30 protein-coding genes and 3 tRNA genes are annotated in these 25,697 nt (G+C 27.4%); 13 read left to right on the forward strand and 20 right to left on the reverse strand.

The features are described 5' to 3' along the window. Nucleotides 1-157 precede the first annotated feature (157 nt). Nucleotides 158-307, reverse strand: coding sequence for a hypothetical protein (locus tag h2es_RS01065; protein ID WP_154510606.1), 150 nt, complete (start codon nucleotides 305-307; stop codon nucleotides 158-160). A 221-nt stretch (nucleotides 308-528) separates the two neighbouring features. Here h2es_RS01065 and h2es_RS01070 point away from each other — a divergent pair, with 221 nt between their 5' ends. From h2es_RS01070 to gatA, 3 genes are all read left to right on the forward strand, one after another. Next, on the forward strand, nucleotides 529-855 hold the full coding sequence (locus h2es_RS01070) for a HesB/IscA family protein (RefSeq protein WP_154510608.1): 327 nt from the start codon (nucleotides 529-531) through the stop codon (nucleotides 853-855). Between the two features lie 15 nt (nucleotides 856-870). Beyond that, entirely contained in the window at nucleotides 871-1,242 is a 372-nt protein-coding gene (gene rbfA / locus h2es_RS01075; RefSeq protein WP_154510610.1) for a 30S ribosome-binding factor RbfA, read from the forward strand. 133 nt (nucleotides 1,243-1,375) lie between these two features. Continuing rightward, the gene (gatA, locus tag h2es_RS01080) at nucleotides 1,376-2,842 is read left to right on the forward strand and encodes an Asp-tRNA(Asn)/Glu-tRNA(Gln) amidotransferase subunit GatA (RefSeq protein WP_154510612.1); all 1,467 of its coding nucleotides are present in this window, start codon (nucleotides 1,376-1,378) and stop codon (nucleotides 2,840-2,842) included. Nucleotides 2,843-3,001: 159 nt separating this feature from the next. Here the strand turns inward: gatA and h2es_RS01085 are convergent, their stop codons facing one another. Further along, nucleotides 3,002-3,139, reverse strand: a complete 138-nt coding sequence (locus h2es_RS01085; protein ID WP_154510614.1) for a hypothetical protein — start codon at nucleotides 3,137-3,139, stop codon at nucleotides 3,002-3,004. A 187-nt stretch (nucleotides 3,140-3,326) separates the two neighbouring features. On the opposite strand from h2es_RS01085, the gene h2es_RS01090 reads away from it, so the two are divergent. From h2es_RS01090 to h2es_RS01110, 5 genes are all read left to right on the forward strand, one after another. Beyond that, a complete protein-coding gene (locus h2es_RS01090) occupies nucleotides 3,327-4,931 on the forward strand; it encodes a leucine-rich repeat domain-containing protein (protein WP_154510616.1) in 1,605 nt (534 codons plus the stop codon). A gap of 554 nt (nucleotides 4,932-5,485) precedes the next feature. After that, the gene (gene fumC, locus h2es_RS01095; protein ID WP_154510618.1) at nucleotides 5,486-6,880 is read left to right on the forward strand and encodes a class II fumarate hydratase; all 1,395 of its coding nucleotides are present in this window, start codon (nucleotides 5,486-5,488) and stop codon (nucleotides 6,878-6,880) included. Nucleotides 6,881-6,885: 5 nt separating this feature from the next. Next, entirely contained in the window at nucleotides 6,886-7,515 is a 630-nt protein-coding gene (gene nth, locus h2es_RS01100) for an endonuclease III (protein ID WP_154510620.1), read from the forward strand. Between the two features lie 71 nt (nucleotides 7,516-7,586). Further along, nucleotides 7,587-7,862: a hypothetical protein gene (locus h2es_RS01105; protein WP_154510622.1), complete on the forward strand. Its 276-nt coding sequence runs from the start codon at nucleotides 7,587-7,589 to the stop codon at nucleotides 7,860-7,862. Between the two features lie 495 nt (nucleotides 7,863-8,357). Next, nucleotides 8,358-8,534, forward strand: coding sequence for a hypothetical protein (locus tag h2es_RS01110; RefSeq protein WP_154510624.1), 177 nt, complete (start codon nucleotides 8,358-8,360; stop codon nucleotides 8,532-8,534). Between the two features lie 151 nt (nucleotides 8,535-8,685). Here the strand turns inward: h2es_RS01110 and h2es_RS01115 are convergent, their stop codons facing one another. Beyond that, a complete protein-coding gene (locus tag h2es_RS01115) occupies nucleotides 8,686-9,180 on the reverse strand; it encodes a CarD family transcriptional regulator (RefSeq protein WP_154510626.1) in 495 nt (164 codons plus the stop codon). 122 nt (nucleotides 9,181-9,302) lie between these two features. Then, nucleotides 9,303-10,160, reverse strand: a complete 858-nt coding sequence (locus h2es_RS01120) for a zinc-binding dehydrogenase (RefSeq protein ID WP_154510628.1) — start codon at nucleotides 10,158-10,160, stop codon at nucleotides 9,303-9,305. A gap of 268 nt (nucleotides 10,161-10,428) precedes the next feature. On the opposite strand from h2es_RS01120, the gene h2es_RS01125 reads away from it, so the two are divergent. Then, nucleotides 10,429-11,343 carry a glycosyltransferase family 25 protein gene (locus h2es_RS01125; RefSeq protein ID WP_154510632.1) on the forward strand — a complete coding sequence of 305 codons (915 nt, stop codon included), beginning with the start codon at nucleotides 10,429-10,431 and terminating at the stop codon, nucleotides 11,341-11,343. Nucleotides 11,344-11,355: 12 nt separating this feature from the next. On the opposite strand, the gene h2es_RS01130 is transcribed toward h2es_RS01125, so the two are convergent. Both h2es_RS01130 and h2es_RS01135 read right to left on the reverse strand, forming a co-directional pair. Further along, nucleotides 11,356-11,431 (reverse strand) — tRNA-Ala (locus h2es_RS01130). A 4-nt stretch (nucleotides 11,432-11,435) separates the two neighbouring features. Continuing rightward, nucleotides 11,436-11,510: transfer RNA gene (locus h2es_RS01135), tRNA-Gly, on the reverse strand. Nucleotides 11,511-11,741: 231 nt separating this feature from the next. Here h2es_RS01135 and h2es_RS01140 point away from each other — a divergent pair. Next, a complete protein-coding gene (locus tag h2es_RS01140) occupies nucleotides 11,742-12,491 on the forward strand; it encodes an ankyrin repeat domain-containing protein (RefSeq protein ID WP_154510634.1) in 750 nt (249 codons plus the stop codon). Nucleotides 12,492-12,649: 158 nt separating this feature from the next. Here the strand turns inward: h2es_RS01140 and nuoF are convergent, their stop codons facing one another. From nuoF to ruvX, 3 genes are all read right to left on the reverse strand, one after another. After that, nucleotides 12,650-13,939 carry an NADH-quinone oxidoreductase subunit NuoF gene (gene nuoF, locus h2es_RS01145; RefSeq protein ID WP_154510637.1) on the reverse strand — a complete coding sequence of 430 codons (1,290 nt, stop codon included), beginning with the start codon at nucleotides 13,937-13,939 and terminating at the stop codon, nucleotides 12,650-12,652. A 378-nt stretch (nucleotides 13,940-14,317) separates the two neighbouring features. Beyond that, complete coding sequence (locus h2es_RS01150) at nucleotides 14,318-14,779, reverse strand: hypothetical protein (RefSeq protein WP_154510639.1); 462 nt, start codon at nucleotides 14,777-14,779, stop codon at nucleotides 14,318-14,320. Between the two features lie 218 nt (nucleotides 14,780-14,997). Beyond that, nucleotides 14,998-15,447, reverse strand: a complete 450-nt coding sequence (gene ruvX / locus h2es_RS01155) for a Holliday junction resolvase RuvX (RefSeq protein WP_154510641.1) — start codon at nucleotides 15,445-15,447, stop codon at nucleotides 14,998-15,000. Nucleotides 15,448-15,491: 44 nt separating this feature from the next. Between ruvX and gatC the strand changes: the two genes are divergently transcribed. The 3 genes from gatC (at nucleotide 15,492) to h2es_RS01170 (ending at nucleotide 17,113) form a co-directional block, all read left to right on the forward strand. Then, a complete protein-coding gene (gatC, locus tag h2es_RS01160) occupies nucleotides 15,492-15,779 on the forward strand; it encodes an Asp-tRNA(Asn)/Glu-tRNA(Gln) amidotransferase subunit GatC (protein WP_154510643.1) in 288 nt (95 codons plus the stop codon). A 6-nt stretch (nucleotides 15,780-15,785) separates the two neighbouring features. Further along, nucleotides 15,786-16,448 carry a response regulator transcription factor gene (locus h2es_RS01165; RefSeq protein WP_154510645.1) on the forward strand — a complete coding sequence of 221 codons (663 nt, stop codon included), beginning with the start codon at nucleotides 15,786-15,788 and terminating at the stop codon, nucleotides 16,446-16,448. A gap of 116 nt (nucleotides 16,449-16,564) precedes the next feature. Further along, the gene (locus h2es_RS01170; protein WP_154510648.1) at nucleotides 16,565-17,113 is read left to right on the forward strand and encodes an NUDIX hydrolase; all 549 of its coding nucleotides are present in this window, start codon (nucleotides 16,565-16,567) and stop codon (nucleotides 17,111-17,113) included. 56 nt (nucleotides 17,114-17,169) lie between these two features. Here the strand turns inward: h2es_RS01170 and h2es_RS01175 are convergent, their stop codons facing one another. The 11 genes from h2es_RS01175 to hemH form a co-directional block, all read right to left on the reverse strand. After that, nucleotides 17,170-18,198 carry an SAM-dependent methyltransferase gene (locus tag h2es_RS01175; RefSeq protein ID WP_195909942.1) on the reverse strand — a complete coding sequence of 343 codons (1,029 nt, stop codon included), beginning with the start codon at nucleotides 18,196-18,198 and terminating at the stop codon, nucleotides 17,170-17,172. Then, nucleotides 18,188-18,826, reverse strand: a complete 639-nt coding sequence (locus h2es_RS01180; protein WP_154510652.1) for an HdaA/DnaA family protein — start codon at nucleotides 18,824-18,826, stop codon at nucleotides 18,188-18,190. The genes h2es_RS01175 and h2es_RS01180 overlap by 11 nt, the downstream gene beginning before the upstream one ends. After that, nucleotides 18,816-19,736 carry an AEC family transporter gene (locus h2es_RS01185; RefSeq protein WP_154510654.1) on the reverse strand — a complete coding sequence of 307 codons (921 nt, stop codon included), beginning with the start codon at nucleotides 19,734-19,736 and terminating at the stop codon, nucleotides 18,816-18,818. Before h2es_RS01185 ends, h2es_RS01180 begins: the two co-directional genes overlap by 11 nt. Nucleotide 19,737: 1 nt before the next feature. Beyond that, the gene (locus tag h2es_RS01190; RefSeq protein ID WP_154510656.1) at nucleotides 19,738-20,148 is read right to left on the reverse strand and encodes a flagellar assembly protein FliX; all 411 of its coding nucleotides are present in this window, start codon (nucleotides 20,146-20,148) and stop codon (nucleotides 19,738-19,740) included. Nucleotides 20,149-20,280: 132 nt separating this feature from the next. Next, entirely contained in the window at nucleotides 20,281-21,882 is a 1,602-nt protein-coding gene (locus h2es_RS01195; protein WP_154510658.1) for an ABC-F family ATP-binding cassette domain-containing protein, read from the reverse strand. 136 nt (nucleotides 21,883-22,018) lie between these two features. Further along, nucleotides 22,019-22,792: an exodeoxyribonuclease III gene (xth, locus tag h2es_RS01200; RefSeq protein ID WP_154510660.1), complete on the reverse strand. Its 774-nt coding sequence runs from the start codon at nucleotides 22,790-22,792 to the stop codon at nucleotides 22,019-22,021. 14 nt (nucleotides 22,793-22,806) lie between these two features. After that, a tRNA-Asn gene (locus h2es_RS01205) sits at nucleotides 22,807-22,881 on the reverse strand. 182 nt (nucleotides 22,882-23,063) lie between these two features. Next, nucleotides 23,064-23,507 carry a hypothetical protein gene (locus h2es_RS01210; RefSeq protein WP_126044183.1) on the reverse strand — a complete coding sequence of 148 codons (444 nt, stop codon included), beginning with the start codon at nucleotides 23,505-23,507 and terminating at the stop codon, nucleotides 23,064-23,066. Continuing rightward, nucleotides 23,491-24,003 carry a thioredoxin domain-containing protein gene (locus h2es_RS01215; RefSeq protein ID WP_154510662.1) on the reverse strand — a complete coding sequence of 171 codons (513 nt, stop codon included), beginning with the start codon at nucleotides 24,001-24,003 and terminating at the stop codon, nucleotides 23,491-23,493. The genes h2es_RS01210 and h2es_RS01215 overlap by 17 nt, the downstream gene beginning before the upstream one ends. Beyond that, entirely contained in the window at nucleotides 23,987-24,652 is a 666-nt protein-coding gene (lipB, locus tag h2es_RS01220; RefSeq protein WP_126044185.1) for a lipoyl(octanoyl) transferase LipB, read from the reverse strand. Before lipB ends, h2es_RS01215 begins: the two co-directional genes overlap by 17 nt. A gap of 8 nt (nucleotides 24,653-24,660) precedes the next feature. Beyond that, nucleotides 24,661-25,686, reverse strand: coding sequence for a ferrochelatase (hemH, locus tag h2es_RS01225; RefSeq protein WP_154510664.1), 1,026 nt, complete (start codon nucleotides 25,684-25,686; stop codon nucleotides 24,661-24,663). Nucleotides 25,687-25,697 lie beyond the last annotated feature (11 nt).

Raw genomic sequence — 25,697 nt, forward strand, 5'->3', positions numbered from 1 at the left:
CATCACGAAGGAGATCTTTAGCTCTACTGTGGTGATCCATAACTATTATAGCATTTATATTTGTTGATGCATTACTGGATTGCCACGAGCACTTTGTGCACTCGCAATGACTATATCGTTGTTCCTAACTGTGCTCAATATTGCTGTATAGTGGCTTCTAGCTCGTTATAGAGCAATTCTTATCTGCAGTTCGGGTTATTACTATATCTACTATACTTCTTTTATTAGAATATATATTTTTTAAAAACTCATCTTTATGAGCTGCAAAATTTTGTGTTTTATCTACTACTTCAGGAACAGAATTCATTGTACTAACTAATTTATCACATAATGCTTTAAAGTACCTTACTCATAAAATTATTTATTATGCTAATTTCAACTTCATTGTAATAGTCATATAAAATTTGTTAATCAACAAGAATGAATAATTTGTATAGGTTAAAGTTATATAACTATAAAACTAATGATTTAAAGTTTTATAAATTATTGATATAATGCTCATAATATTTATATAAGTATTTGTTTATTATGAATGAGTTTTCAATATCACAAAAAGCAGCAGATAAAATAAATATGCTTAATTCCAAGGAGAGCAAACCACAAATGTTTAGAATAAAAGTGGAAGGAGGTGGATGTAATGGGCTTAAATATCAAATAGGTTTTACAGACTCTAAAAATAATGATGACTTTGAATATGATAAAGATGGTGCTTGCGTTGTTATTGATAAAATCTCAATAGAATTTTTAAAAAATTCTGAACTGGAGTATGTTGAAGAATTAGGTAACTCTTCTTTTGTTATTAATAATCCAAACTCAAAATCCAGTTGTGGATGTGGATCATCATTTTCTTTTTAATAATAAAATAATTTTATGACTTATCAATATAAAAAACCACCTACTAATAGACAATTAAAAGTATCTGAATTAATTAAACAAGAGATGGCAATGATCTTTACAAAAGGAGAGGTTTTTTTGCCTGAATTAGAGAAAATAACAATTACTATAACCGATGTAAAAACTAGTGCAGATTTAAAAATTTCTACAGTATTTATAAATTCTGTTAATGATAAAATTGACAAAGATTTGGTAAGAGCTTTAAACATATTATCGCCTGAATATAGAAAAAAAATTAGTAATAGAATTAATCTGAAATTTTCACCTCAAATTAGATTCCAAATTGATAAGTTTATTGATGAAAAAATTAATATTGAGAAATTATTTGATAAAGTAAATGCGAATTAAATTTGGATTTTTCGTATTACTGTAATATTAGTATATTCTTATATAATAAATAATATTGAATAAATTTAAGAAAATGCTAGACAAATCAATATTATTTAGCAGAATTACTGAAAATAATAAATTATAAAATATAATGAGTCAGGAGTTAATAGGTTTACCATACTATAAAGTACAAAAATTGCTTGTTGATAAGGATATATCTGTTGTTGAGTTTATTAAATTATATATTGAAATAGCAAAAGATGCTAATGTAAAATATAATGCATATAGGGAAATAACAGAAGAATATGCATTAAATCAAGCACAAGAATCTCAAAAGAGATTTGATAATGGACAAGCTTTGAAGATAGAGGCAATGCCAATAGGGGTGAAAGATAATTATTGTACCAAGGGTATATTAACTACTGCTTGCTCAAAAATGTTAGAGAATTTTATTCCACCTTATGAGTCTACTGTAACCAGCAAATTATTTGCAAATGGTGGAATAATGATTGGTAAGACAAATATGGATGAATTTGCCATGGGCTCTTCAAATACTAATAGCTATTTTGGTGATGTAATTAATCCATATAAAGCAAATGATTCAGATAAAAATTTAGTAGCTGGTGGTTCTTCTGGTGGATCTGCTGCAGCTGTTGCAGCAAATACTTGTTTAGGAGCATTAGGGAGTGATACTGGCGGCTCAGTAAGACTTCCAGCGGCGTTTACAGGTACTGTTGGCATTAAACCTACATATGGCAGGTGTTCTCGTTATGGTATCATTGCATTTGCTAGTTCTTTAGACCAAGCAGGTGTTTTTGCGAATAATATTACAGATGCTGCGTTAATTTTAGAATCTATTTCTGGGTTTGATGAAAATGATTCCACATCTAAAAATAAGGTTACGCCAAATTTAATAGATAATATTGGAAAAAGTATTAAAGGTATGAAAGTTGGAATTCCAAAAGAATATCAAAAAGATAATATCAATCCTGAAATTAAAAGTTATTTAGAGAAAGCTAAAAAATGGTTTTTAGACGCAGGTGCTGAGTTAGTTAATATTTCATTACCACATACTGATTATGCACTTGCAACATACTATATTATAACATCTGCTGAAGCATCATCAAATTTAGCTAGATATGATGGAGTAAGGTATGGAGTTAGAATGGAAGAAAAAGGAGATAGTTTTCAAGATATGATAGAAAGGACAAGAGGTGAGTGCTTTGGAGAAGAAGTTAAAAGGAGAATAATTTCAGGAACATATGTATTATCAGCAAGTCATTTTGGTGATTATTACCAAAAGGCACAAAAAATAAGGAGATTAATAGCAAATGACTTTATTAGTGCTTTTGAAAAAGTGGATGTTATATTAACTCCGACTTCATCAAATCCAGCTTTTGCTATTGGTGAAAAGACAAATCCAATAGATATGTATAATAACGATTTATTTACTGTGCCTGCTAGTCTTGCAGGATTACCTTGTATATCAATTCCTGTTGGATTTTCTAAAAATAAATTGCCACTTGGTATTCAATTAATATCTAAATCATATGATGAAGAAAATTTATTTAGATTTGCAAACATTATTGAAAAAAATTCTGAATTTAAAATTGATTAGAATTCAATAATTAAGGTTTTTCTAGTATAGCGTCAAATTAAAACAAGAGTAGAATTATAAAGTTAGGTAAATTATTACAAAGTGATATAATCAAAAAGTTGATTTAATAAATTTAGTAAAAAGTATAAAAAAGCAATTAAAAAGAAGTAAAGGATTATATTAATGTTTATAACAATGCCTTTTAGTATGCTTTAAGTTTTTTGAATTTGCTTTGCAATATTCAATAGCTTTTTCCAAATCCTTTAATAATAGATTCATCATTTCATAGCTAAACCCTTCACGTATAACAATTCTCATAACAACTACATCAGTTAGATTTTCTGGTAAAGTATATGCTGGTACTTGCCATCCAGTATAGTAAAATTGATATTATCTTGATTTTACTTTAAAAAATTACTTTTTATGTATATTTATAAATGCTATAATTAACACGGAAAATTAGGATGAAAGTAATTTAGATATAGTAATACGGGGGGGGTAAATTATGAATTTAAATGAAGCTATAAAAATAATAAAAGATTCCAATGTTCCTCATACTATTAATCTTTGGAGTAATAATATAGGAGCCCAAGGAGCAAAGGATCTGGCTGAGCAACTAAAAAATTCCAAGGTCTCTCATACTATTGAGCTTGAGGATAATAAAATAGGAGCTCAAGGAGCAATGCTTCTAGCTGAGCAACTAAAAAATTCCAAGGTCTCTCATACTATTGAGCTTGGGTATAATGAAATAGGAGACCAAGGAGCAATAGGTTTAGGTGAACATCTAAAAGGTTCAGAAGTCTCTCATACTATTAATCTTGAGAGTAATGAAATAGGAGACCAAGGAGCAATAGGTTTAGGTGAACATCTAAAAGGTTCAGAAGTCTCTCATACTATTAGTCTTGAGAGTAATGAAATAGGAGACCAAGGAGCAATAGGTTTAGCTGAACAACTAAAAGATTCCAAAGTCTCTCATACTATTGACCTTGGGAGTAATGAAATAAGAGACCAAGGTATAAAGTATCTGGAAATTATGATAAAAAATAGTCAGTTTCCTTCTAACATAGTTTTGGATACAAATGGGTTAGATGAGGTTATGCAATACAATGATGCAATTCTAGCTATTCGGGAACCTAAAAAATTTGAATTAAAGATTGAAGGAATATTCTCCACTTCACTTCCAGCACTTAAATCTACAGCTATTCATATTCCTGAAGATGCAATTAGTATAATCGTTCAACATCTTGGAAAACAAGAAACAAATCGTATTAATTTACAATATTTACAGGATTTTAGAATAAGAGCTGTTGAATTTTATACAGGAGAAGAAATAACAGCTGCTAGGGCCAATTATACTATCAAAGATACTTTAGCTAAACACAAGCTAGATATAGGAAGAATTGATAAGTTAGCAACATTGATGTTGTTGACAGAGAATATAGTGAATCTACTGCCAAAAGAAGTAAAGAAGGAAGTTTCAGAACATGTAGATATTAAGTATTTGCAGTATGGAGTGGAAGGAGCATTAGGATTAGGAGGAGCTTATTTAGGATATGAATCAGAAATGGATGAATGGAATCTACCATTAAAAAGAGTAGGAGGGTTCTATTTCAAGGAAGCAATAGTGAATAGCTTAGTAATAAATATGGAAAGCGTAAAAAGGATGGTAGACGAATATACCCTATATGAGCATATAGGAGAGAAGGAACAAAATTTAATATGGGAAATGGTGCTTGGAATAGGAATAGGAATGTTTTCACCGGCACCAATGTTGACAATGGGGGTAATTAGCTTAGGAGCGGTCAAAAACTATTTGGATATTGAGGAACAAAACATAGGTAAGATAGGAGGAGGTATACTAGGATTAGCGGGTGCTTATTATGCAGGAATAGGAACCTATTATCAATATGTAGCAAGTATGTTAAGTGCTGCTTATGTTGGTGATATGTTACTTGGTATAAAAGATATAGCAGTACATGGAACGGACTTTAGAACTGACTTAGTATTAAAAGAGTGTACAGAAGATTTCAATATTAAAGATATGAATCACATAGATATCCACCATAAAATTGAAGACCATTATACAACTCATTACGATGGTATGCTCTAATGTTAAGAACAATCTCTTTTGCCACCACACACCAACCCTATCTGTAACCTGAACTGCAGATAAAAGGTTAGGAAATTATAGAAAATCTTGTCATCATAAAGTGTATTATTACTGGATTGCCACAGATGCTTGAAGAGCATCTTCGCAATGACTGTTGCTATATATGTCATCACGAAGGAGAGCTTTAGCTCGACTGAGGTGATCCAGAATTGTTGCTATATTTACGTTTGTTGATAATTTTCCTGGATTGCCACGGATGCTATTGCATCCTCGCAATGACAAGGTTAAGCAGTAATCCCGTTGTTTATGGTTATATAACTATCTATTATTATAATAATTTAAAAAATCAAATTGCGTTCATCAATAAATTTTTCAATCTCCACTCATTAGATTTTGCTATTTAAAAATTGCTAAACTTAAAATAATTTTATTCTCTCTATTAGAATGTAACACTGCTTAGTAACAGTCCCGTGATTATTCTTATATATACTGCTTGAATTCAATATAAATTTATCTTAGATTCTAAGCCAAAACGATATTTTAGGTATTAATAAATGGTAAATTTTAGAAATGAATCTGATACAATGGGCAATATGAAAATACCTTCAGATAAATACTGGGGTGCTCAAGCTGAAAGATCTTTGGAGAATTTTAAAATAGGTATTGAAAAAATGCCAAAAGCATTGATTTATGCATTAGCAAAACAAAAGAAAGCTGCAGCACTGTCTAATAAAACAATAGGAAAATTAGATTCTAAAATTTCAAAAGCTATATCAAGTGCTGTTGATAAGGTTTTATCAGGTTCTTATGATGATAATTTTCCACTATCTGTTTGGCAAACTGGTTCAGGAACACAAACAAATATGAATATGAATGAGGTGCTTTCAAATTTAGCAATTGAAGAATTAGGTGGTGAAGTTGGAAGTAAAAAACCTGTGCATCCTAATGATCATGTGAATATGAGTCAATCTTCAAATGATACATTCCCAACTGCTATGCATATTGCAGCTGTTACTGAAATAAAATCTAATTTATTACCATCTTTAAGTTATTTTAAAAAGGAATTAAATAATAAAGTAAAAGAATTCAAAGATATAGTAAAAATAGGGAGGACACATCTGCAAGATGCAACGCCTATTACTTTATCTCAAGAATTTTCAGGATATTTAGCTCAAGTAGAACTAAATATAGAAAGAATAAACAAGTGCTTGCCAAATTTAAAACAACTTGCCCAGGGAGGTACTGCTGTTGGCACTGGTATTAATTGTAGTAAAGCTTTTATTGATCATTTCATTAAAAATATAAATGAGATAACTGGTTTAGATTTTAAAACTTCTAGCAATAAATTTGAATCACTTGCAAGTTGTGATGCATTAATTGAAGCTAGTGGAGCTCTTAATACTTTAGCTGCTAGTTTAATGAAAATTGCTAATGATATAAGGTTTTTAGCATCTGGTCCTAGGTGTGGATTTGGGGAGTTAATATTACCGGCGAATGAACCAGGTTCTTCAATTATGCCAGGCAAAGTCAATCCAACTCAGTGTGAAGCAATCACTATGGTTGCTGCTCAAGTTATTGGAAACCATACTACAATAACAGTTGCAGGTTCAAATGGTCATTTTGAGTTAAATGTATTTAGGCCAGTTGTAATTTATAATTTTTTACAATCTGTTCAATTATTGTCAGATTCTGTAACAAGCTTTACAAATAAGTGCCTTATTGGTATTAAAGCTAATCATGAAAAAATTGATATGCTGCTCCATCAATCATTGATGTTAATTACTGCGCTTAATCCATATATTGGTTATGATAATGCAGCTAAAATTGCAAAAAATGCATATGAAAAAAATATAACTCTAAAAGAATCTGGAGTATCTCTTGGGTTGATTTCTGCAGAAGATTTCGATAAATGGATTAAACCTGGAGAGATGGTAAAATTAAAAGACTAAGGTTCATGCATAAAAAAAACGTTGATCAAATTTTTCAGATTTTGAGTCAGCAAAGACCTACGCCAAAAATAGAATTAGATTATGTTAATAACTTTACTTTATTTGTAGCTGTAGTTCTTTCTGCACAATCCACTGATAAAGGAGTGAATAAGGTTACTCCCAGATTATTTGAGGTGGCAGATGATCCATATAAAATGCTTATGTTAGGTGAAGCAAATTTAAGGGGCTATATAAAAAGTATAGGATTATACAATTCTAAAGCAAAAAATATTATAAATGCTTGTCAAATAATGGTAGATAAACATGATAATCAACTTCCAGATAATTTTGATGACTTATGTGAATTACCAGGTGTAGGAAGAAAAAGTGCAAATGTCTTACTGAATTCATTATTTAATCAACATACAATTGCAGTTGATACACATGTTTTTAGAGTAAGTAACCGATTAGGGCTATGCAAAACAAAAACACCTGATGCAACAGAATTTGCTTTAGTTAAGAAGATACCTAATAAATGGAAGAAATATGCACACCATTGGTTAGTTTTGCATGGTAGATATATTTGCAAAGCAAGGAAGCCAATGTGCAAAGAGTGTATAATTTATGATTTATGTGAATTTAGTGATAAAATTTAAATATCAATATGTAAGTATGCTATATATTACTTGTAGTTTTTTGCAACTTATGATAGATAAAATTTGAAATATTGAGAAGTATTGCAATAGATAATACTCCAATCAATTATATCTACTCTATAAATAGTAATTTAACAGTAAATGTTGGTATATTATATATTATGCTTTATACTACTTGGAAATTTGTGGTAGATAGAATTCCAAATGTTCAGGAAATGATACCAGAAATATTTATTAGATCATTAATGTCTAATAAATTAGAAGATTTTTATAATGATTTTGTAGCAAGTAGTATATTTAAGGATATATCAAAGCTGCCTTTTGCATATATAATAAGCAAGAAGTAGGAGGTATAGGGTATGTATATGATGAAGGTGCAATTTACGGAAAGATACTGAAGATATTATGTAAGTCTACTATATTAATTCCAACTCAAATTTTTTTTCCTAAAAAACTTATAAAAGGTGGATATATTTCTAATTATACATGTGAGCCAATAGATAATTTTTTTATAATTGCTTCAAAAAAAAGACAAGATTCAATAAAAGAAAGAGATTCCAGTTGTATATCTAAATTAATGACTTTTATTTCAAATGATAATAAACAAGAGTCTTGTTATAAACCTGAGCTGTAGATAAGAATTGCTCTATAAAGAATTAGAATGCGACTATACAACAATATTTAGTACAGTTATGAACAACAATATAGTCATTGCGAGAGCACAAAGTGCTCGTGGCAATCCAGAGAAGCTATCAACAAATATAAATGCAATAATAATTGTGGATCACCACAGTCGAGCTAAAGCTCTCCTTCGTGATGACTCTTGAGAGATACTCTTCTTCATGACTACAAGATTTGCTATAAATTTCTTATTTCTTATCTGCAGTTCGGGTTATTATATATATACTTCAGAGCATTATCAATTTTCATGGTTTATTGATGCTATAATTGCTGCATCTGTTAAGACAATATCAAAAATATATATTGAATCACATTTGCAAACTTTTAAAATTCACTAAATTATATTACTTGGGTTTAGATAATTTTACTGATATATAGAGTTTATAGATGATTTAATGATATAACTTATACAAAGAAGATGATTGAAATTAATTAATTCATAATGATAGGGTAGTGAAATTAATAAAAATATATGAAAAATTTAGCAGTTTAGTTTAGTTTATCATTAATTTTATTAATTGCTTCTTCCAGTTCAACTTTACACATTGCAGCATATTCACCAGCTAATCTTTCAAGAGCATCATTATATATAATTTTTTCGCTGTAAGATCTTTCAGATTTTTCAACATTACTATGCAATTCTTTTATAACTTCTGCTATAGCAATTACATTACCTGAGTTTATTTTAGTTTCATATTGCTGAACCCTTTTGCTCCACATACCTTTGTTTAGTTTTATTTTTTTTCCTGATAAAACATCCAGAGCCTTGTTTAAGAATTCATTAGAACAAAGTGGTCTAAGTCCAACTTTAGTAGCTCTGGATTGTGGAATTCTTAAAGTCATATTATTATTTTCAAAGGTAATAACATATACTTTTATCTCGATACCACCATAATTATCTACTTCTTCAGATAATATCTTGCCTACTCCATGTGTGGGATAAACTACAGAATCTCCTATATTAAAACTATATTGTTTTGACATTTTGTCAGCTAATTAGTTTTTGTGAGAGTAAATATAACACTATTAATTATAAAAGTAAAATTTTATAATGTAAAAATTTAAGATTTTGTAACCTATGGTTTATTTAATTTATTAGTTATATTTTAATTAGTTACTAAAATAACTTTACCAATATTTTTTCCGGATTTTATATATTGATGTGCATGTATATAATCTTTAAGAGAAAATATTTTGCTTATTAATGGCCTTATAGTTCCTTCAAAAATATAAGGTAGTAGGTTTTTACATGCTTCTTTAAATAGTAATGATTTTTGCTTTTCATTCTTATTTCTAAGTGTAGAGCCAATAATTGTTAAATTTTTCATCAATATTCTTGCAGCGTTGATTTCTGATATCTTGCCATCCATTACAGCAAATAATATAAGCTTCCCATATTTATTTAGTAAGCTTAAATTTTGATCTAAATATTTTCCACCTAATATATCTATGATTAAGTCAATTTTTAGGTTTTTAGATTTTATTTTATCTTTAAATTGATCAAAACTTAATCTTTTGCAATTTGGAAAATTTTTTAAATAATCTAATTTTTTAATATCTCTGGCTGTTGTAAAAACATCCTTACCTTCATTTAAAGCATATTGGATTGTTAATGAGCATATACCACTTGCACCTCCATGTATTAAAACATTAGAGCAATCTTTGATTTTTCCAATATTATATAAGTTTAGCCAAGTTGTTACAATTGCTTCTGGAATTGCTGCTGCTATGTTATAATCAATATGATTGGGGATAGGGTGAATAAAATTTTCATCAACTTCAACTTCTTCGCTATATCCACCAGAAGTTAATAATGCAAATACTCTTTGACCATTATCATTCCTGATACCTGATACTTCAAGTCCAGGAATACTATTACCATCTGGAGATGTGTATTTGCCTTCTAACTGTAAAATATCCACTCTATTTACACCGATTGCTTTAACTTTTATCTTAACTTTCATGAAGATACATTATTAAATTTAACACAGGCTACTTTGGTAATATTATGTTGTAAATAAAATTTATTGAGTTAATTTTATAAATTAAAGTAAATAGTTGTAATGTATATCATTATTAGTGGATGAAGTTATATTAGATATATGGTATTAATAAGCGAAATGTGCTTGTGTAAGGTTAATTAAATAATTGGTATATATAGTAATAACTTAAATGATACCTATATAATGAATAATTCATATAAGTAAAAAAATATATATAACTAAAGGCAGTATGATTAAAAGAATATTATTACTTATAACCTTGGCTATTTTTATAATAATTTTAGCAGTATTTATTCAAAAACCAGGTTTTTATGTATTAAATAATAAGCAAAATTCTAAATTAACTAAAGATAATTTATCGACCCCTTACAATAGCCATTATACAAAAGATAGCATAGGAATTTATTTAATAAATTTAAAAAGATCTAAAGATAGGTTAAGGACAATTAAGCCTTTATTAGAGCAGCTAAATATGCCATATACAATTGTACAAGCTGTTGATGGCAATTTTATTCCAAAAGAAAAGATAAATCACCTAGTTGATTTTAATAATTATAACAAATATTTAGGACATTCTCCTAAATTAGGTACAATAGGTTGTTCAATGTCACATTTTAAAGTCTGGAAGCAGTTTTTAGAATCAAACAATCAATTTGCTTTGGTATTAGAGGATGATATTTCATTTAATCCAAATTTATTTAGAAAGATTATTGGTAAATCTTTAAGAATAAGTGAACTATGGGATATTTTATCCTTTGACATATCCCATGGAGGGCTTCCAATAAAAATTAAAAAAATTATTAATAAATATTCTTTGAATTACTATTTATTTAATATTAGTCATGCTGGAGCATATTTAATTAATAGAGATGCAGCATATAAGCAACTGAAAAGTTCACTTCCTATTAAAATGCCTGTTGATCATTATTTTTTAAGGTCATGGGAATTTGATGTTAAATTTGCAGGTATTGAGCCAAGAATTGTTTATCAAACATTCGGGGATTCAGAAATAAATAATGTAAAGGATACTAAAAATATTAAAGTAAAAAAAGATAAATTACAGAAATTTGTTTTTATAATTAAAACTGAAATTATAAGATTTATATACAATTTGAAAATAATATTAATGGAGAAGTGGCGATAAAATAATAAAAGATGGTGGAGGCAAACGGATTTGAACCGATGACCCTCTGCTTGCAAAGCAGATGCTCTACCAACTGAGCTATGCCCCCATAATGGAGCGGGCGAAGGGAGTCGAACCCTCGACCCCAACCTTGGCAAGGTTGTGCTCTACCACTGAGCTACGCCCGCTTTTTACTTAGTTAAGATAAAATATACCTAAAATAATATTAATTGCAAACATATTATTAAATTATATTTTTTATTATATAAAAAATAAAATAATTTGAACTTTTGCTTAAAAATTGTGAATAGTTGTGTTTAATAAATTCTTAAAGAATAAATTAATAATATTTTGTTGATTAATAAAAAAATTATAAATATCATAAATAAAGTTTATTTAATTTTTAAGAGGGGTTCAAGATGGTGGGATTAACTAGCGATCGAATTGAGGAAATACGTGATAAAATGGAAGTGTATAAAGGTTCTGGTTTAGATCCAATAAAAGCTATATCTAATTCAGAAGATGGACTTGATTTGTTGAAACATTTTTTGGACACTGAGGGTATAAAACTATTTGAAAGTAATGTCAAAGATAGTAGTCAATATACTATGTTAGAAAAATTATTTGAGTTTTTATACAATATTTTTGGAGCTGAATATAAAATTCATGATGTAAACTCTTTGGATCAAAATGGCCAAGGAGTTTTACATAGTTTATTCGCCTCATCAAATATGCTTAAAGAAGTGGTGGATAGATTTGGCGCTGATATTAATATTCAAAACAAGTATGGTGAAACAGTGCTTATGAAATCTGCAGAATATGGTAGAGGCGATTCTGTTGAATACTTAATAAGTGAAGGTGCAGATGTTACTAAAACTAATAATAAAGGTCAAAATTTATTACATATGTTAGCTGAACAGTTTAAAGAGAGAGATATGGAAGGGCAACTACAAACAATTGATATATTGCAAATGAATGGTGATTTGGATAAATTATTGTCACAGAAAGATAACGAAGGTAAAACTCCATTAGATTATGCTCGTGAAAATCAACATTCTGTAGCAAGTCAGCTAATTGAAAAATTTACTTTACTATCTATGACAAAAGGGCCGCACTCAGAGAAAATATTAAGTGAAAATCAAAATAAATCAAAAGATAAAGGAATTTAAATAATATATCAAAGATGATATAAGAAGTTTTGAACTCTTAATATTTAACATTATTTAGCTAGTTAAATACATAATTTGTTCTTTATATTGATTTATAATTATAAATCAATAAATTTCTTAAATTGATTGTTGCTTTTATAAGTGAAATATACTTTTAACTAAGCTGCAGATTTTTTATTGCGGAAATTTTTAATTCTTTTTTCTATTTCAGGTCTAAAATGTCTCACTAATCCTTGTATAGGCCAAGCTGCAGCATCACCCAATGCACATATAGTATGTCCTTCAATTTGCTTAGTAAGTTCTATTATTGAATCAATTTCTTCAATTTTTGCATCACCTTTTACTAATCTAGTCATGATTCTATAAAGCCATCCAGTGCCTTCTCTGCAAGGTGTGCATTGCCCACATGATTCATGCATGTAGAATTTTGATAAATTTGCAATAGCTTCAATTATATCAGTAGATTTATCCATAACAATAACACCAGCAGTTCCAAGTGCTGTATTTGATTCTTTTAAACTATCAAAATCCATTAATACATCTTCACATATTTTTTTTGGAATAACTGGTACCGATGAGCCTCCAGGTATCACAGCAAGTAAATTATCCCATCCACCTCTAACACCTCCTGCATGTTTTTCAATCAATTCTTTTAGAGGTATAGACATTGATTCTTCAACATTACATGGTTTATTAACGTGTCCAGAAATGCAAAAAACCTTTGTTCCAGTATTTTTAGGTCTGCCTATAGATGCAAACCAATCAGCTCCACGTTTTAAGATTTCAGGTACAACTGCAATTGTTTCTATATTGTTAACTGTAGTAGGGCAACCCCATACACCAACAACAGCTGGAAAAGCTGGAGGTTTTAACCTTGGCATTCCTTTTCTGCCTTCTAAACTGTTTAATAATGCTGTTTCTTCTCCGCATATATAAGCACCAGCTCCTCGATGAATATAAATATCGTAATCAACGCCAGTTCCTAAAATATTTTTTCCTAAAAATCCCTTTTCATATGCTTCATCAATGGCTTTTTGTAAGATAACTGACTCATTGTAATACTCGCCTCTAATATAGATATAGGTTGCTTTAGCTCTTATTGCTAGGCCAGATAAAACACTGCCTTCAACAACTCTATGTGGTTCATAACGAATGATATCTCTGTCTTTACAAGTGCCTGGCTCACTTTCATCAGCATTTACAATGAGATAGGACGGCATGCCATTTTTTTCTTCTTTTGGCATAAATGACCATTTCATGCCTGTAGAAAAGCCAGCGCCACCTCTGCCTCTTAAATCAGATTTTTTAACTTCTTCTATGATATCATCAGGTGATTTTTTTAAATTTTTTTTATAATTATGCCAAATGCCTCTTTTGATTGAAGATTGAATATCAAACGATAATTTCCCATCTAAATTAGTGAAAATTTTATCACTTTTTTTCAGCATAAATTTTATTTTTTAATTATGTCTAGCTTGATCCATTTTAGCACTTTATGAAAATAACAAAAGAAAAAATATTATTTTAATCAAAGTTGTAGATAAGAGTTTAGTTGCAAGAGATAAAAAAGCTATTATATAGGTGCATTTAATACAATTTGAGTTAAAAATATAGTCATTGCGAGAGTATGTTAATGCTCGTGGCAATCCAGGAATATCTCAAAGACATAAGTGAGGCAATAATTCTGGATCACCACAGTCGAGACTTCGTCTCTCCCTCGTGATGACTGTAGGGTGGCATGCATTCCTCCTTCGTGATGATTGCTGAGAGGTAATGCACTTCATGATTATAAGATTTTATCCCCTCACTTAAATATTATAATTTATCTATTCTTCTATATGATCTATTGTTTGACTTTTATTAGTAGTATCTAATAGCTCTTTAACATCACAATATACCGATAATAAAAGACCATCGCCACTCATATCATAATGCCTATGCACTAGCTCACATTCATGTGAATTAATATTTATTAATTCAAAGTTTTCCTTAATAAGCGCAGACAATTCTTGATGTTGTTTAATACCATCAAAGGGAGCGATGTCTTTGTGTTTAAATTTTGGAAGATGCCATTGATATTTGATTACGTGATCTATTGGCACTTTATTTTCAACAACTTCGATAACTTGCCAATGATATTTAAATTTAACAGCATCCTCTATTTCAAACCCTGCTTCGTATGCTTCAAATTGATAGTAGTGCTTAAATTTTGCATAATTTGCAAACTTTGTATGTCCAGATTTATATATTTTATAGGCAGCAAGAGCTCCAAGATTATCAAAAACCATATTAAAGGTATAGCCTTCAAGTCTTGCAGCTAATTGCTCTAATTTATCTACTAAGTATTTTTCCTGTAGATGTGGAATTGTCTATTTCATTTTAAAAATTAATGTTATGCATGTTATGTACTCCTTCTTTAAGTTGAAATTGCATTATATAGCTCAAACGTTAAGATTACGTTAAGGTTTTTAAGAAAAACGTTAAGATTTGGTTAAGAAAGCAAAAATTAATAAAAAAATTCTTCAAGTATTATGGATGCAGATACAAGGTCATCAATTTTATTCCTTTCTTTCCTTTTAATGTTTGCTTGCTTCATAAGTGTGTTGGCTAAGGAGGTGGTGAATCTTTCATCAACGAGAATTATTGGTAATTTTGTTTCATTGGATAGTAATTTCACAAGTTTATTTATTTGATTGATGTTTTCTGTATCAAGGCCATTTAATTTTACTGGCTTCCCTACAATAATTCCATTAATACAATTTTCATCTATTAGCTCTAATAATTTATTGAAATTTTGAGTGATATTTTGCAGAATTTGAAGAGGTGTCACTATTTTAATACTGCTATTATAAATAGCCAAGCCTGATTTTTTAGTACCAAAATCGATGCCTAATACTTTAAAATTTTCTAATTTATTCAGTTTATTTAAAAATTCATCTTTACTTTCAAAAATCATATTAGTAAAAAGATATTATATAGCATTGATTAATATATATTATAATGGATATAAGTAAATCTGAAGTTGAAAAAATAATAAAGTTATCAAGTATTTCATGTAGTGAAGAAGAATTAGAGACATATATTGGTGATATGTGTAAAATTATTGATTTATTTGATGAGTTAAAAGGTGTAGATACAAAAGATGTTAAACCATTGTATAATGTTATTGAAAATAATTTAAGATTAAGAGAAGACGAGGTAATTGATAAAAATTCTAGGGATGATGTTTTAAAAAATGTGCCAAAAAGTAAATATGGGTTTTATGTTGTTCCAAAAATTATAGAATAATGATATATGCAGTATCATATATTATTAATTGATGATGATGAAGAAATAGGTCAGCTTTTATCTGAGTATTTGAATAAAAATAATTATATTGTAAGCATAGCTAATAATACTGTTATGGCAGATGAATTGTTAGATATATTTCAATTTGATCTAATTATATTAGATGTTCTAATGCCTAATGAAACAGGGATAGAGTTTTTAAAGAGGAAATTTTTTAATACTCCTGTCATAATGCTAACAGCTTTAGCAGATGTGGATGATAGGATAAATGGTTTAGAAAGTGGTGCTGAGGATTATATTGCTAAGCCATTTGAACCAAAAGAACTGCTTATTAGGATTGAGAAAATAATCTCAAGATTTAAAAAAGAATCAAGTGTTGAAACAAAAGTAAAATTTGGAAATTTTGAATTTGATTTAGAAAATAAAAATTTATCATCTGATGGTAAGTTAATATCCTTAACTACTAGTCAAAGGGACTTATTAAATATTTTTACTAAGAATATTAATATTGTTATTTCAAGAGAGGAATTAGCTAAGCAATTAAATAATATCAACGCTAGAACTATTGATACTCAAATTACTAGGCTTAGGACTAAAATAGAAAAAAATCCTAAATCACCAGAATTTTTGCAAACTATAAGAAATCAAGGATATGTTTTATGGGGGTAGGGGTATGTTATTTGCAATTTAATAGTCTGTGGATTTTAAAGTAGGTAGAAATGCTACCAAATAATCTCTATGTAATATATAAAATAAAGACTAAAGAAACAAATAACTAAAATCAGATGAATATATCTAACACTAAAAATATTGAAGAGTTAATTAAAAATTATAAGGCACTAGACTTGAGAGAAATGGTATATAAAGATCAGATGTTGGAATTTATTTATAATTCAGAGAATCACTTTAGTAGATCTAATAAATTAGGTCATTTTACTGCATCTGCATTTATTATGAATAAAAATATGTCGAAATTTTTGTTGATGCATCACAAAAAATTAAATAGATGGTTCCAGCTTGGCGGACATTGTGATGGAGATAATGATGTAATAAGAGTAGCATTAAAAGAAGCAAGGGAAGAGTCAGGAATAAATAATTTTCATTTACATTTTGAAAATATATTTGATTTAGATATTCATATAATTCCTAAAATCAAAGATGAACCTTCGCATTATCACTTTGATTGCAGATTTCTTTTAATTGCTGAAAGAGAATCAATGAAAAAAAATAAAGAGTCAAATGAGTTAAAATGGTTTGATATAAAAGATACAAATATACCTACAAGTAATGTTTCCATAATGAGAATGCTTAAAAAAGTCCAATTATTAATTTAATTTGAAGAATATATTCATCATAATATAATAACAGACTGAATTAGATTAAATTGTATTCAAAAAGTAGGGGAGGTTGTAAGTACTTTAAATAAAGTGCCCATTTCATCATTTGCTATTAACTTATTTAATTGAAAATTAATTTTTTCACGTGAAGCTCTAGACTTTATTAGAGATTCAGCTCTTTCTATAATACCATTTTTAGTTAAAAATTCACTTTGGTCTAATATGTTTGACGATATATTATTTTTAATAAAATCGTTTTTTATATCTGTGAAATTAACTAAAGAGGTGATGTCAGCATAGCCAATATTATCAAGTAAATTAACTTTTTTATGATTTTTTACAGCTTGTAAGGTGCTTTTATTTGGATTTTTTAAATAGCCGTAATCAATAATCAATGCAATGCCTTTATCATTTGAAATTTTTTTAGATATATGGTCTGTATATTTTTTTCTATAATCAGAGATTTCAATGAATTGAGAGTTTTTAAAATGGCTATTGGTGATTAAATTTGAAGAATTTTCTATTAATCCATAGATTAATTTATTATCACTTAAGGATATAACTACTTCAAAAATTTTATTATCTTTATAATAAAATTGTTTGATAGGAAGTGCGTCAAAAAATTCATTTGCAATGATTAAATAATTATCTCCTTTTACATCATCAATATTTGTATACCAAGTGATATTTAAATTATTAAAATCCTTTAATCGAGATTTTTGTTTGTTTACTAAATATGGACTTGTTTCTATTAATGCTACTTCTTTAATATTGCTATAAAAATTTTTAAATTGTTTAGCTGTTCTTAGAATATCATGCATCATGGTTCCATTTCCTGGCCCTAATTCCACTAATGTTAACGGTTTATTAAATTTTCTATACCATGTATCAATCAAATATATTGCAACTATTTCACCAAACATTTGGCTAATTTCAGGTGCAGTAATGAAATCACTTTTTTCTCCTATTGAATCAAAATTTGAATAATAATAATTTGATGAAATCTGGATAATTCTATCTATTGTAAGAGGCCCATGATTTTTTATTATATTTATAATATAATCTTGAATATTATTCTTCATTTGCAATGTTAAATTTTTTAAATACATCTTGTATAAATTTAACTGTAAGTTTTCTTCCTTGAATAATTGATTGATTATCTAAAAGACTTACTATTTGTTCAATAGAAGAGTATTTTCTTTGAATGTTATTATAGATGTAATTAATAACTTCTTCAGAAATTTTAATTTGTCGTTGTTTAAAGAATTTTTTCAATAGTAGTTTTGCTAAATTTTCATCAGGCTCTTTAATAATTAATTTATATGTTGATTTAATTCTTGATGCTAGATCATTAAGTTTAAAAGATGGATATTTTGAACAAGTCATTAATAATGATAGTGATCTTTCTTGAGTGAAATTGATTATATTTATTAAATTGAGTTCATTAAAATTTTCTATGTTATCAACAATTACTCTTTGATTATCTTCTAAGTTATCAATATTTTTTATAATCTTTGCATTTACAGTATTTCGCCATAAATTAGCAAAAGATGTTTTGCCTGATTTTTCTGAGCCAATAATTAATATTCTATTATTAACCCATTTATCCCATTTAAAAATAGACTTATATATTTCTATGTTAGCTAAAGAAACAATTAGCTCATCTTCATTAACTTGATAAGGAGTTTTTAAATTTAGTTTACGTTGCATTATTAAAAAACTGTAAGAAAAATGGTATGTATATGGTAGATATAATTGTGCTTACTAATAAAGCTATGGCTGCTTTTTCAGGAAATTTATTATATAAATTGCAAGTTATAATACAATCTACTCCTGGAGGCAAAGCTGACAAAAGAAAAAATAATTTATACATTTCATTATCATAAATATGAAATACAAATTTATCTAATAATATAAATGATAAATATAGTAATGGAGATATTAGTGTTTTTGATAAAACAAAAATGCTTATAAATTTAACACCACCATTTAATTTTACTTTGCTTAAACTTAATCCAAAAATCATCATGCCTAATACTAAATAAGCAGCTCTCATCTGTGAAAATAAATTATTAAATCCATCAAATAACCTTATATCACTAATATTTGCTATAATGCCAATGGCAAAGCCATACATTGGTGGTAATTTTAAAAGATATGGCAATCTTCTTTTACTTGATTTAATATTATTAGATATTGTGTAATTACCTACAGTATATACATAAGTCATGAACCCAATTGTTGATAACATAAAGATTCTTATATAGTTATTATCAAAAATTAACATAGCAATAGAAAGCCCTAAGCTGCTTATGTTAACACTTCCTGCTGCGTATCCAATAATTTTTTCCCTTCCATCATCAAAGAATTTTGAACCAATAAAGAGAGATACTGTGCGCAAAATTACACAAAATATAAAATATAGAACTGGAAGAAGAATATATCTTAATTCAAGTTTTGTATTTAATGCCACATCAAAGAAAATAACAGGCATTAAAAAATGAAACATTAATTTACTTAAAGACTTTGTGTCAATTTCATGTAATCTTCCAGCAATATAGCCTTGTACAGTGATTATATATAAAGGTAGGATTTTAGAGATTAAACTAAAGAATGACATTTTATATTATGCCTCTTTTTGCAAGTTCTACATTTGCTAAAGTTTCAATTTCTTGAATTATATTATTAATTTTAGTATCAGAAGAAGATTTATTATACATCTCAAGAGTTGTTTTTATTTCATATAGCTCTTTGGTTGATGGCTTTGAAAGTAATACTGATTTCCTATATTTAGCTAATAGATCTAACAAATTGTTTCCATAATTTAAATCTTTATCCTTATTTATTTCACTAGCATTTGCCTGTAAAAAGTATAAATTTTCAGAGCTTACTTCTTGTTTATGATCAGATTTATTTAAATTTTTTACTGTAGATGTATTTTCTAATTTGAAATTTTTTTTACCGTCTTTTTTGTTTGTTTTTCTTACAGTAGATATTCTATTTATGTAAATTGGATGTATAATATTAGACATATCTATCGATGTTTTTTACATAGTAATAATATCATATTTATATACAAATTTCATTATATAAATATGCTATTAAAAAGTATTATAACTTTAGACATAAAATTTACTTAAGTGAATTAGACTTATCATAAACCTTTAAACTTCAAAAAATTTACTATATTTTTTCCTAAATTCATTATATTTACCTGGAAAATCTATAGTTCTTCCTTTATTCATAAAAATAACTCTATCCGCAATTGTGGATATGAAATGTCTATCATGACTTACAAATATAATTGTTCCTTCAAAAGATTTCAATGAATTTGCAAGTACTATTCTACTTTCTAAATCTAGGTGATTTGTAGGTTCATCAAGTACTAGAATATTAGCTTTTTCAAGTGTGATTTTTGCAAATAATAATCTTGCAGCTTCTCCACCACTTAATACATTAACTAGCTTATCAACTTGATCTTGTGTTAGCAACATTCTTCCAAGCGCTCCTCTTATAGTACTAATATTTGATTCATTAGTGGCATCCATTAACCAGTCTATTGCTGAAACATTACCCTTTATTAAGTCATGATGATCTTGTGAGAAATATGAATATTTTGTATTATGTCCCCATTTTATACTTCCATTTGTAGGAGTTATTAGTTCTAGCATAGTTTTAAGTAATGTTGATTTTCCTATACCATTTATACCTAAGACAGCTATTTTTTCTCCCCTATTTACTTTAAAAGATAAATTTTGAAATAATGGATTTTCTTTAAAAGATTGTGAAAGCTCTGAAATATCTAACACTTCTTGACCGGATTTTTCCTTTTGTTTAAATAAAAACTTAGGAGCAATTCTTGAGCTACGCATAAGTTCTGGAACATCTATTTTTTGAACTTTTTTTTCTCTTGAAAGTGCTTGTTTAGAACGTGCAGCAGAGGATCTAAATTTCTCTATAAAAACCTTATCTTTAGCTATTTTCTTTTCTACTGAAGCTTTTTCTAACTCTTTTTGCTCTGCTATATTTTGTTTTTCTTTAATAAAATGATCGTAATTACCTGAGTATAGTGTGATTGTATTATAATCAATATCTAAGATATTATTACATGTTGAATTTAAAAAATCGTGGTCATGAGATATTAATAATAAAATTCCTTTAAATTTTTTTTTCAAAAAATCTTCTAGCCATTGTGTTGATAGTATGTCTAAGTGGTTTGTTGGTTCATCTAATAGCAGTATATCAGGGTTTGAAAAAAGACATTGCGCAAGCAAAACTCTAATTTTATAACCACCAGATAATTTTTTAAGAGGTTCTTTGAAATCTTTCTCATCAATGCCAAGTCCTTGTAAAATTATCTCAGCGTTTGATTCTGCAGTATAACCATCATTTTCATATATAATAGATTCTAATTCTGCAATTCTATAGCCTTCTTCATTAGTAACATCACTTTTATTACTTAATGCATCTTGTTCTTTCATTGCATCCCATAAGATTTCATTCCCTTGAATCACGACATCAATTATTCTATCATTTTCATATTTAAATTGATCCTGGCTCAAAGCACTAATTTTCAATAATTCACTGATGACTATATCACCTGAAGTTAACTCTTCCTCACCTTTAATTAATTTAACTAAGGTTGATTTTCCTGATCCATTTGCTCCAATTAGGCCATATTTATTATTTGTCTTCAAAGTAAAGCTAACATTATCAAAAAGTTTTTTACCTCCAAAATGCATAGAGATATCTTTGCATAAAATCATAGTGATGAATTAAATTTATCGTGAATAGATGCTTATAATACAGATTATTTAAATATACTTCAATATAGATTTGATTATTAAATACAGGATACTATCTATAAATAATTGATAAGATAATAATTATGAGCTCTTGAAGTTAAAATTCTATATAAACAGGGGCGTGGTCAGATGGTTTTTCCCACCCTCTAGTTTCTGCTAATACTCCTGTAGTAATTATTTTATCTGCCATTCTAGGTGATACTAAGATATGATCTATTCGCATGCCTTTATTATGTTGCCAACTGCCAGCTCTATAATCCCACCAACTAAATTGTTGCACTTCTTTATTAAACTCTCTATAGGTATCAATTAAACCTAAATTTAATAAGCGTCTAAAACTTTTTCTTTCTTCAATACTAAATAATAATTTTCCATCAGAGTGATTTGGGTTAAAAACATCAATCTTTTCTGGAGCAACATTAAAATCTGCTCCAATAATTACGTTTTCACCATAACCAATCAATTTTATAAGTCTTTTCTCAAGCTTTTTAAAAAACTCCAGCTTATATATAAATTTTTCTGAACCTACTTCAGAGCCATTGGGAATGTATGCTGAAATTATTTTATAGCATGTTTTGTTAATCGTTATTGTAGCTTCAATATAACGAGCTTCTTGCTCATTACTCATACCTTCAAGTCCAATGATTGTGTCTTCTAAAGGGAATTTACTTAAAATAGCAACACCATTATATGTCTTTTGACCAAAAATCTTAATATTATAACCTAAATCTTCTAATATATCATAAGGAAATTTTTCTTGAGTGCATTTGAGCTCCTGTAATAAAATTATTTTGGGATTATGCTCTTTAACAATCTTAATAAGGTGATTTAACCTAGAAGATATCGAATTTACATTCCAACAAATAATCATGAAGTACACTTAAATGGCTCCTCGGGCCGGATTCGAACCAGCGACCGAACGGTTAACAGCCGTTTGCTCTACCACTGAGCTACCGAGGATTAATACACATTTTTTATATAATAGTATTTTTAAAATGTCTAGAGTGAAATTTATATTTTTACAATTATTTAACTTATGTCAGAAAATTTATATAATGATGAGACATGCAAATTATGAGTAGCAATATAAATCAAGGAAAAACTATTGTTTTAATAAGTATGTGAAAAAGTTAATTTTATAATTAAAATTTATTTTGAATATGTCTATGTTGTGATATTTCATCTAAATGTTTTTGTTCAGTAAGATTATTTGCATAATCAATTCTATCTTTAGATTTTTCTAATAGATTTTCATACTTTTTTTGTTCATCATATTTTGTTTTTAAATCTTCAATTAACAATTCAAGCTTAGATTTATTAAGGTCTTTTTCATCAATAATTTTATTCATTTTTTGTTTTGATAATTCAAAAAATTTTCCAAATTCAAAATTTAAAATTTGCTTTGATAGAGTTTTTTCTTCTTCAATTTCTTTAATTAAATTTTTTAATTTTATATTTAATGTATCTATTATTTTAATTATATTATTTTTCTCAATAATCAAATTTGATATTTCATTATTTAGATTTTTAACAATTCTCTTTAGTGAATTGATTTGTTTATATTCTGTATTAATTTCTATCTTCATTTAAAATAATTTTTTCTATTAATTGATATTTAAGATTATCTTCAAATTTATATACTATTTTGTTATCTTTGAGAATAATAGTCACTGGTAATTTATTATATCCAATATTTTTATATGTCTTATAATTAATCATTAATATATCTTCAAAACAATTTCCAAATTTATTTAATAAAGTTGTTAAATTATTTTTATTTTCACCTACCATTATACCATAAATTTTTATTCCTTTTTTATTTAAATGCTCTAATTCAGATAATTTATTTATACATTGCTCGCAATTTGTTGAAAAAAAATTAAGTATTATATATTTATTATTTTGTTTAAATTTCACTTCATTTTCAGTAAAAATGCTTACTGTTTTGTGAAAAAGTAATTCCTCATTTTTTAATTTAATAACACTATCAGTACTTTTATTAAAAATAAGCTTAAAACTAAATAAAGTTACGATTAAGAGCAAAGTAAGAAAAGGTAAAAATAATTTAAATTTTATATTCATTTCCTAATTCAAAATTAAAATTTTTTAAAAATGTATTTTTGATCATTTCATTTAATTTATAATTTTCAATTAATTTATTATTTTCTTTATAAATAGATGTCATTTTACAATTTAATATTCCACAAGGATTAATATTATTAAAATAGCTCATGTTTGGGTTAATATTTAATGCAATACCATGATATGAGATCCATTTTTTTAATTTGATTCCTATAGATGCTATTTTTTTATTAATATTGTTATCTTTTACCCATACTCCAATGTTTTCATTATCTATATAAGCTAAAATATTGTTTTTGTTAAGTATAGTGATTATCCATTTCCCTAACATATTAATAAATAATTTTATATCTGGTTGATTATTAAAGATTTCTTTTAAATTTAACATAATATAAATAATCTTTTGTCCTGGTCCATGATAAGTTATTTTACCACCTCGATCTGTATCAATATATGGAATATTAATATTATTTTTAATGTCAGATTTCACTGCGCTTCTTCCTAGTGTGTAAATATTAGGATGCTCTAATAGCCATATTGCCTGATTTTCTTTAGAAGAAATAATTTTTTCTACTTTATTTTTCATAAATTTCATTGAAAATTCATATTCAATTGGTTTATTAGAATAAATAAAATCAATTTTATGCATCTAATTGTTTAGTTTTTAATTTTATAGCATTTATTAAATTTCTTAGGGCAGGTTTCACAACTACTTTTATCATTGATAATTAAATTTTTTAATCCTTTTATAAAAACATCATCTTCACTCACTGTTTTTGCTCTATAATATGATTTTGCTCCATTTGATTCAGCTAGTTCCTTATATTCTAAATCAAGCTCTACTAAGGTCTCAACATGTTCAGATACAAAAGATATAGGGACTATTAGGATATTTTTATTCATTTTTGATTCTTTGATTATAACTTCATCTGCATAAGGTTTAATCCATGAAACAGGTCCAACTCTGCTTTGGTAAGCTAATATATAATCTAAGTTTTTGATGTTTGCTGATTCAACAATTAATTTAACTGTATTTTCAATTTGCCATTGATAAGGATCTCCTGATTCAATAATTTTTTCAGGTAGACCATGGGCAACAAAGATAACATATGGTTTTCCATTTTCTTTTGTGGCCTTGTTATATATGTTTAAGAAAATCTTTTTAGACGATTCAATAAATTCTTTTTGAGAATAGTAGCAACAAATGATTTTTTGAGGACATGTTAATGTAGATTTACTGAAAGCTTTATTCCATTTATCTAAAAAAGATGCAGTCGTTGTAGTAGAGAATTGTGGATATAAAGGAACTAAAACAATTTTTGTAGGATTAAAGTTTTCAACTTCTTTAACTGTTTGATAGGGCAAAGGATTACAAAAATTCATGCTGATAAAAATTTTATGGGTACTTTTATCAAGTATTTTTTCAAGAGCTTGTTTTTGTTTAATTGTATTTTTAAGTAAAGGAGATTTTCCGCCAAGTTTATTATAATTAAGAGTGGCTTCTTTTTTTCTAAGTTTAGATATTAATTTTGCTAAAAGATATCTAAAAGGATTAGGAATAGTTATAATATTTTTATCGTTAAATAAATTGAATAAAAAGAATTCAATATCATTTCTGCTATTTGGACCACCTAAATTATATATAACAACAGCAATTCTATTTTTTATTTTAATATTTTTCATAAAAATAATAT

Source organism: Rickettsiales endosymbiont of Trichoplax sp. H2 (genome assembly GCF_009690945.1).
GTDB lineage: Bacteria > Pseudomonadota > Alphaproteobacteria > Rickettsiales > Midichloriaceae > Aquirickettsia > Aquirickettsia rohweri.

Bases quoted from the DNA above. Each gene is read 5' to 3' on its own strand.
- h2es_RS01065 (WP_154510606.1), bottom strand. From the start codon at position 307: ATGAATTCTGTTCCTGAAGTAGTAGATAAAACACAAAATTTTGCAGCT.
- h2es_RS01070 (WP_154510608.1), top strand. From the start codon at position 529: ATGAATGAGTTTTCAATATCACAAAAAGCAGCAGATAAAATAAATATG.
- rbfA (WP_154510610.1), top strand. From the start codon at position 871: ATGACTTATCAATATAAAAAACCACCTACTAATAGACAATTAAAAGTA.
- gatA (WP_154510612.1), top strand. From the start codon at position 1,376: ATGAGTCAGGAGTTAATAGGTTTACCATACTATAAAGTACAAAAATTG.
- h2es_RS01085 (WP_154510614.1), bottom strand. From the start codon at position 3,139: ATGAGAATTGTTATACGTGAAGGGTTTAGCTATGAAATGATGAATCTA.
- h2es_RS01090 (WP_154510616.1), top strand. From the start codon at position 3,327: ATGAATTTAAATGAAGCTATAAAAATAATAAAAGATTCCAATGTTCCT.
- fumC (WP_154510618.1), top strand. From the start codon at position 5,486: ATGGTAAATTTTAGAAATGAATCTGATACAATGGGCAATATGAAAATA.
- nth (WP_154510620.1), top strand. From the start codon at position 6,886: ATGCATAAAAAAAACGTTGATCAAATTTTTCAGATTTTGAGTCAGCAA.
- h2es_RS01110 (WP_154510624.1), top strand. From the start codon at position 8,358: ATGACTACAAGATTTGCTATAAATTTCTTATTTCTTATCTGCAGTTCG.
- h2es_RS01115 (WP_154510626.1), bottom strand. From the start codon at position 9,180: ATGTCAAAACAATATAGTTTTAATATAGGAGATTCTGTAGTTTATCCC.
- h2es_RS01120 (WP_154510628.1), bottom strand. From the start codon at position 10,160: ATGAAAGTTAAGATAAAAGTTAAAGCAATCGGTGTAAATAGAGTGGAT.
- h2es_RS01125 (WP_154510632.1), top strand. From the start codon at position 10,429: ATGATTAAAAGAATATTATTACTTATAACCTTGGCTATTTTTATAATA.
- h2es_RS01140 (WP_154510634.1), top strand. From the start codon at position 11,742: ATGGTGGGATTAACTAGCGATCGAATTGAGGAAATACGTGATAAAATG.
- nuoF (WP_154510637.1), bottom strand. From the start codon at position 13,939: ATGCTGAAAAAAAGTGATAAAATTTTCACTAATTTAGATGGGAAATTA.
- h2es_RS01150 (WP_154510639.1), bottom strand. From the start codon at position 14,779: ATGGTTTTTGATAATCTTGGAGCTCTTGCTGCCTATAAAATATATAAA.
- ruvX (WP_154510641.1), bottom strand. From the start codon at position 15,447: ATGATTTTTGAAAGTAAAGATGAATTTTTAAATAAACTGAATAAATTA.
- gatC (WP_154510643.1), top strand. From the start codon at position 15,492: ATGGATATAAGTAAATCTGAAGTTGAAAAAATAATAAAGTTATCAAGT.
- h2es_RS01165 (WP_154510645.1), top strand. From the start codon at position 15,786: ATGCAGTATCATATATTATTAATTGATGATGATGAAGAAATAGGTCAG.
- h2es_RS01170 (WP_154510648.1), top strand. From the start codon at position 16,565: ATGAATATATCTAACACTAAAAATATTGAAGAGTTAATTAAAAATTAT.
- h2es_RS01175 (WP_195909942.1), bottom strand. From the start codon at position 18,198: ATGAAGAATAATATTCAAGATTATATTATAAATATAATAAAAAATCAT.
- h2es_RS01180 (WP_154510652.1), bottom strand. From the start codon at position 18,826: ATGCAACGTAAACTAAATTTAAAAACTCCTTATCAAGTTAATGAAGAT.
- h2es_RS01185 (WP_154510654.1), bottom strand. From the start codon at position 19,736: ATGTCATTCTTTAGTTTAATCTCTAAAATCCTACCTTTATATATAATC.
- h2es_RS01190 (WP_154510656.1), bottom strand. From the start codon at position 20,148: ATGTCTAATATTATACATCCAATTTACATAAATAGAATATCTACTGTA.
- h2es_RS01195 (WP_154510658.1), bottom strand. From the start codon at position 21,882: ATGATTTTATGCAAAGATATCTCTATGCATTTTGGAGGTAAAAAACTT.
- xth (WP_154510660.1), bottom strand. From the start codon at position 22,792: ATGATTATTTGTTGGAATGTAAATTCGATATCTTCTAGGTTAAATCAC.
- h2es_RS01210 (WP_126044183.1), bottom strand. From the start codon at position 23,507: ATGAAGATAGAAATTAATACAGAATATAAACAAATCAATTCACTAAAG.
- h2es_RS01215 (WP_154510662.1), bottom strand. From the start codon at position 24,003: ATGAATATAAAATTTAAATTATTTTTACCTTTTCTTACTTTGCTCTTA.
- lipB (WP_126044185.1), bottom strand. From the start codon at position 24,652: ATGCATAAAATTGATTTTATTTATTCTAATAAACCAATTGAATATGAA.
- hemH (WP_154510664.1), bottom strand. From the start codon at position 25,686: ATGAAAAATATTAAAATAAAAAATAGAATTGCTGTTGTTATATATAAT.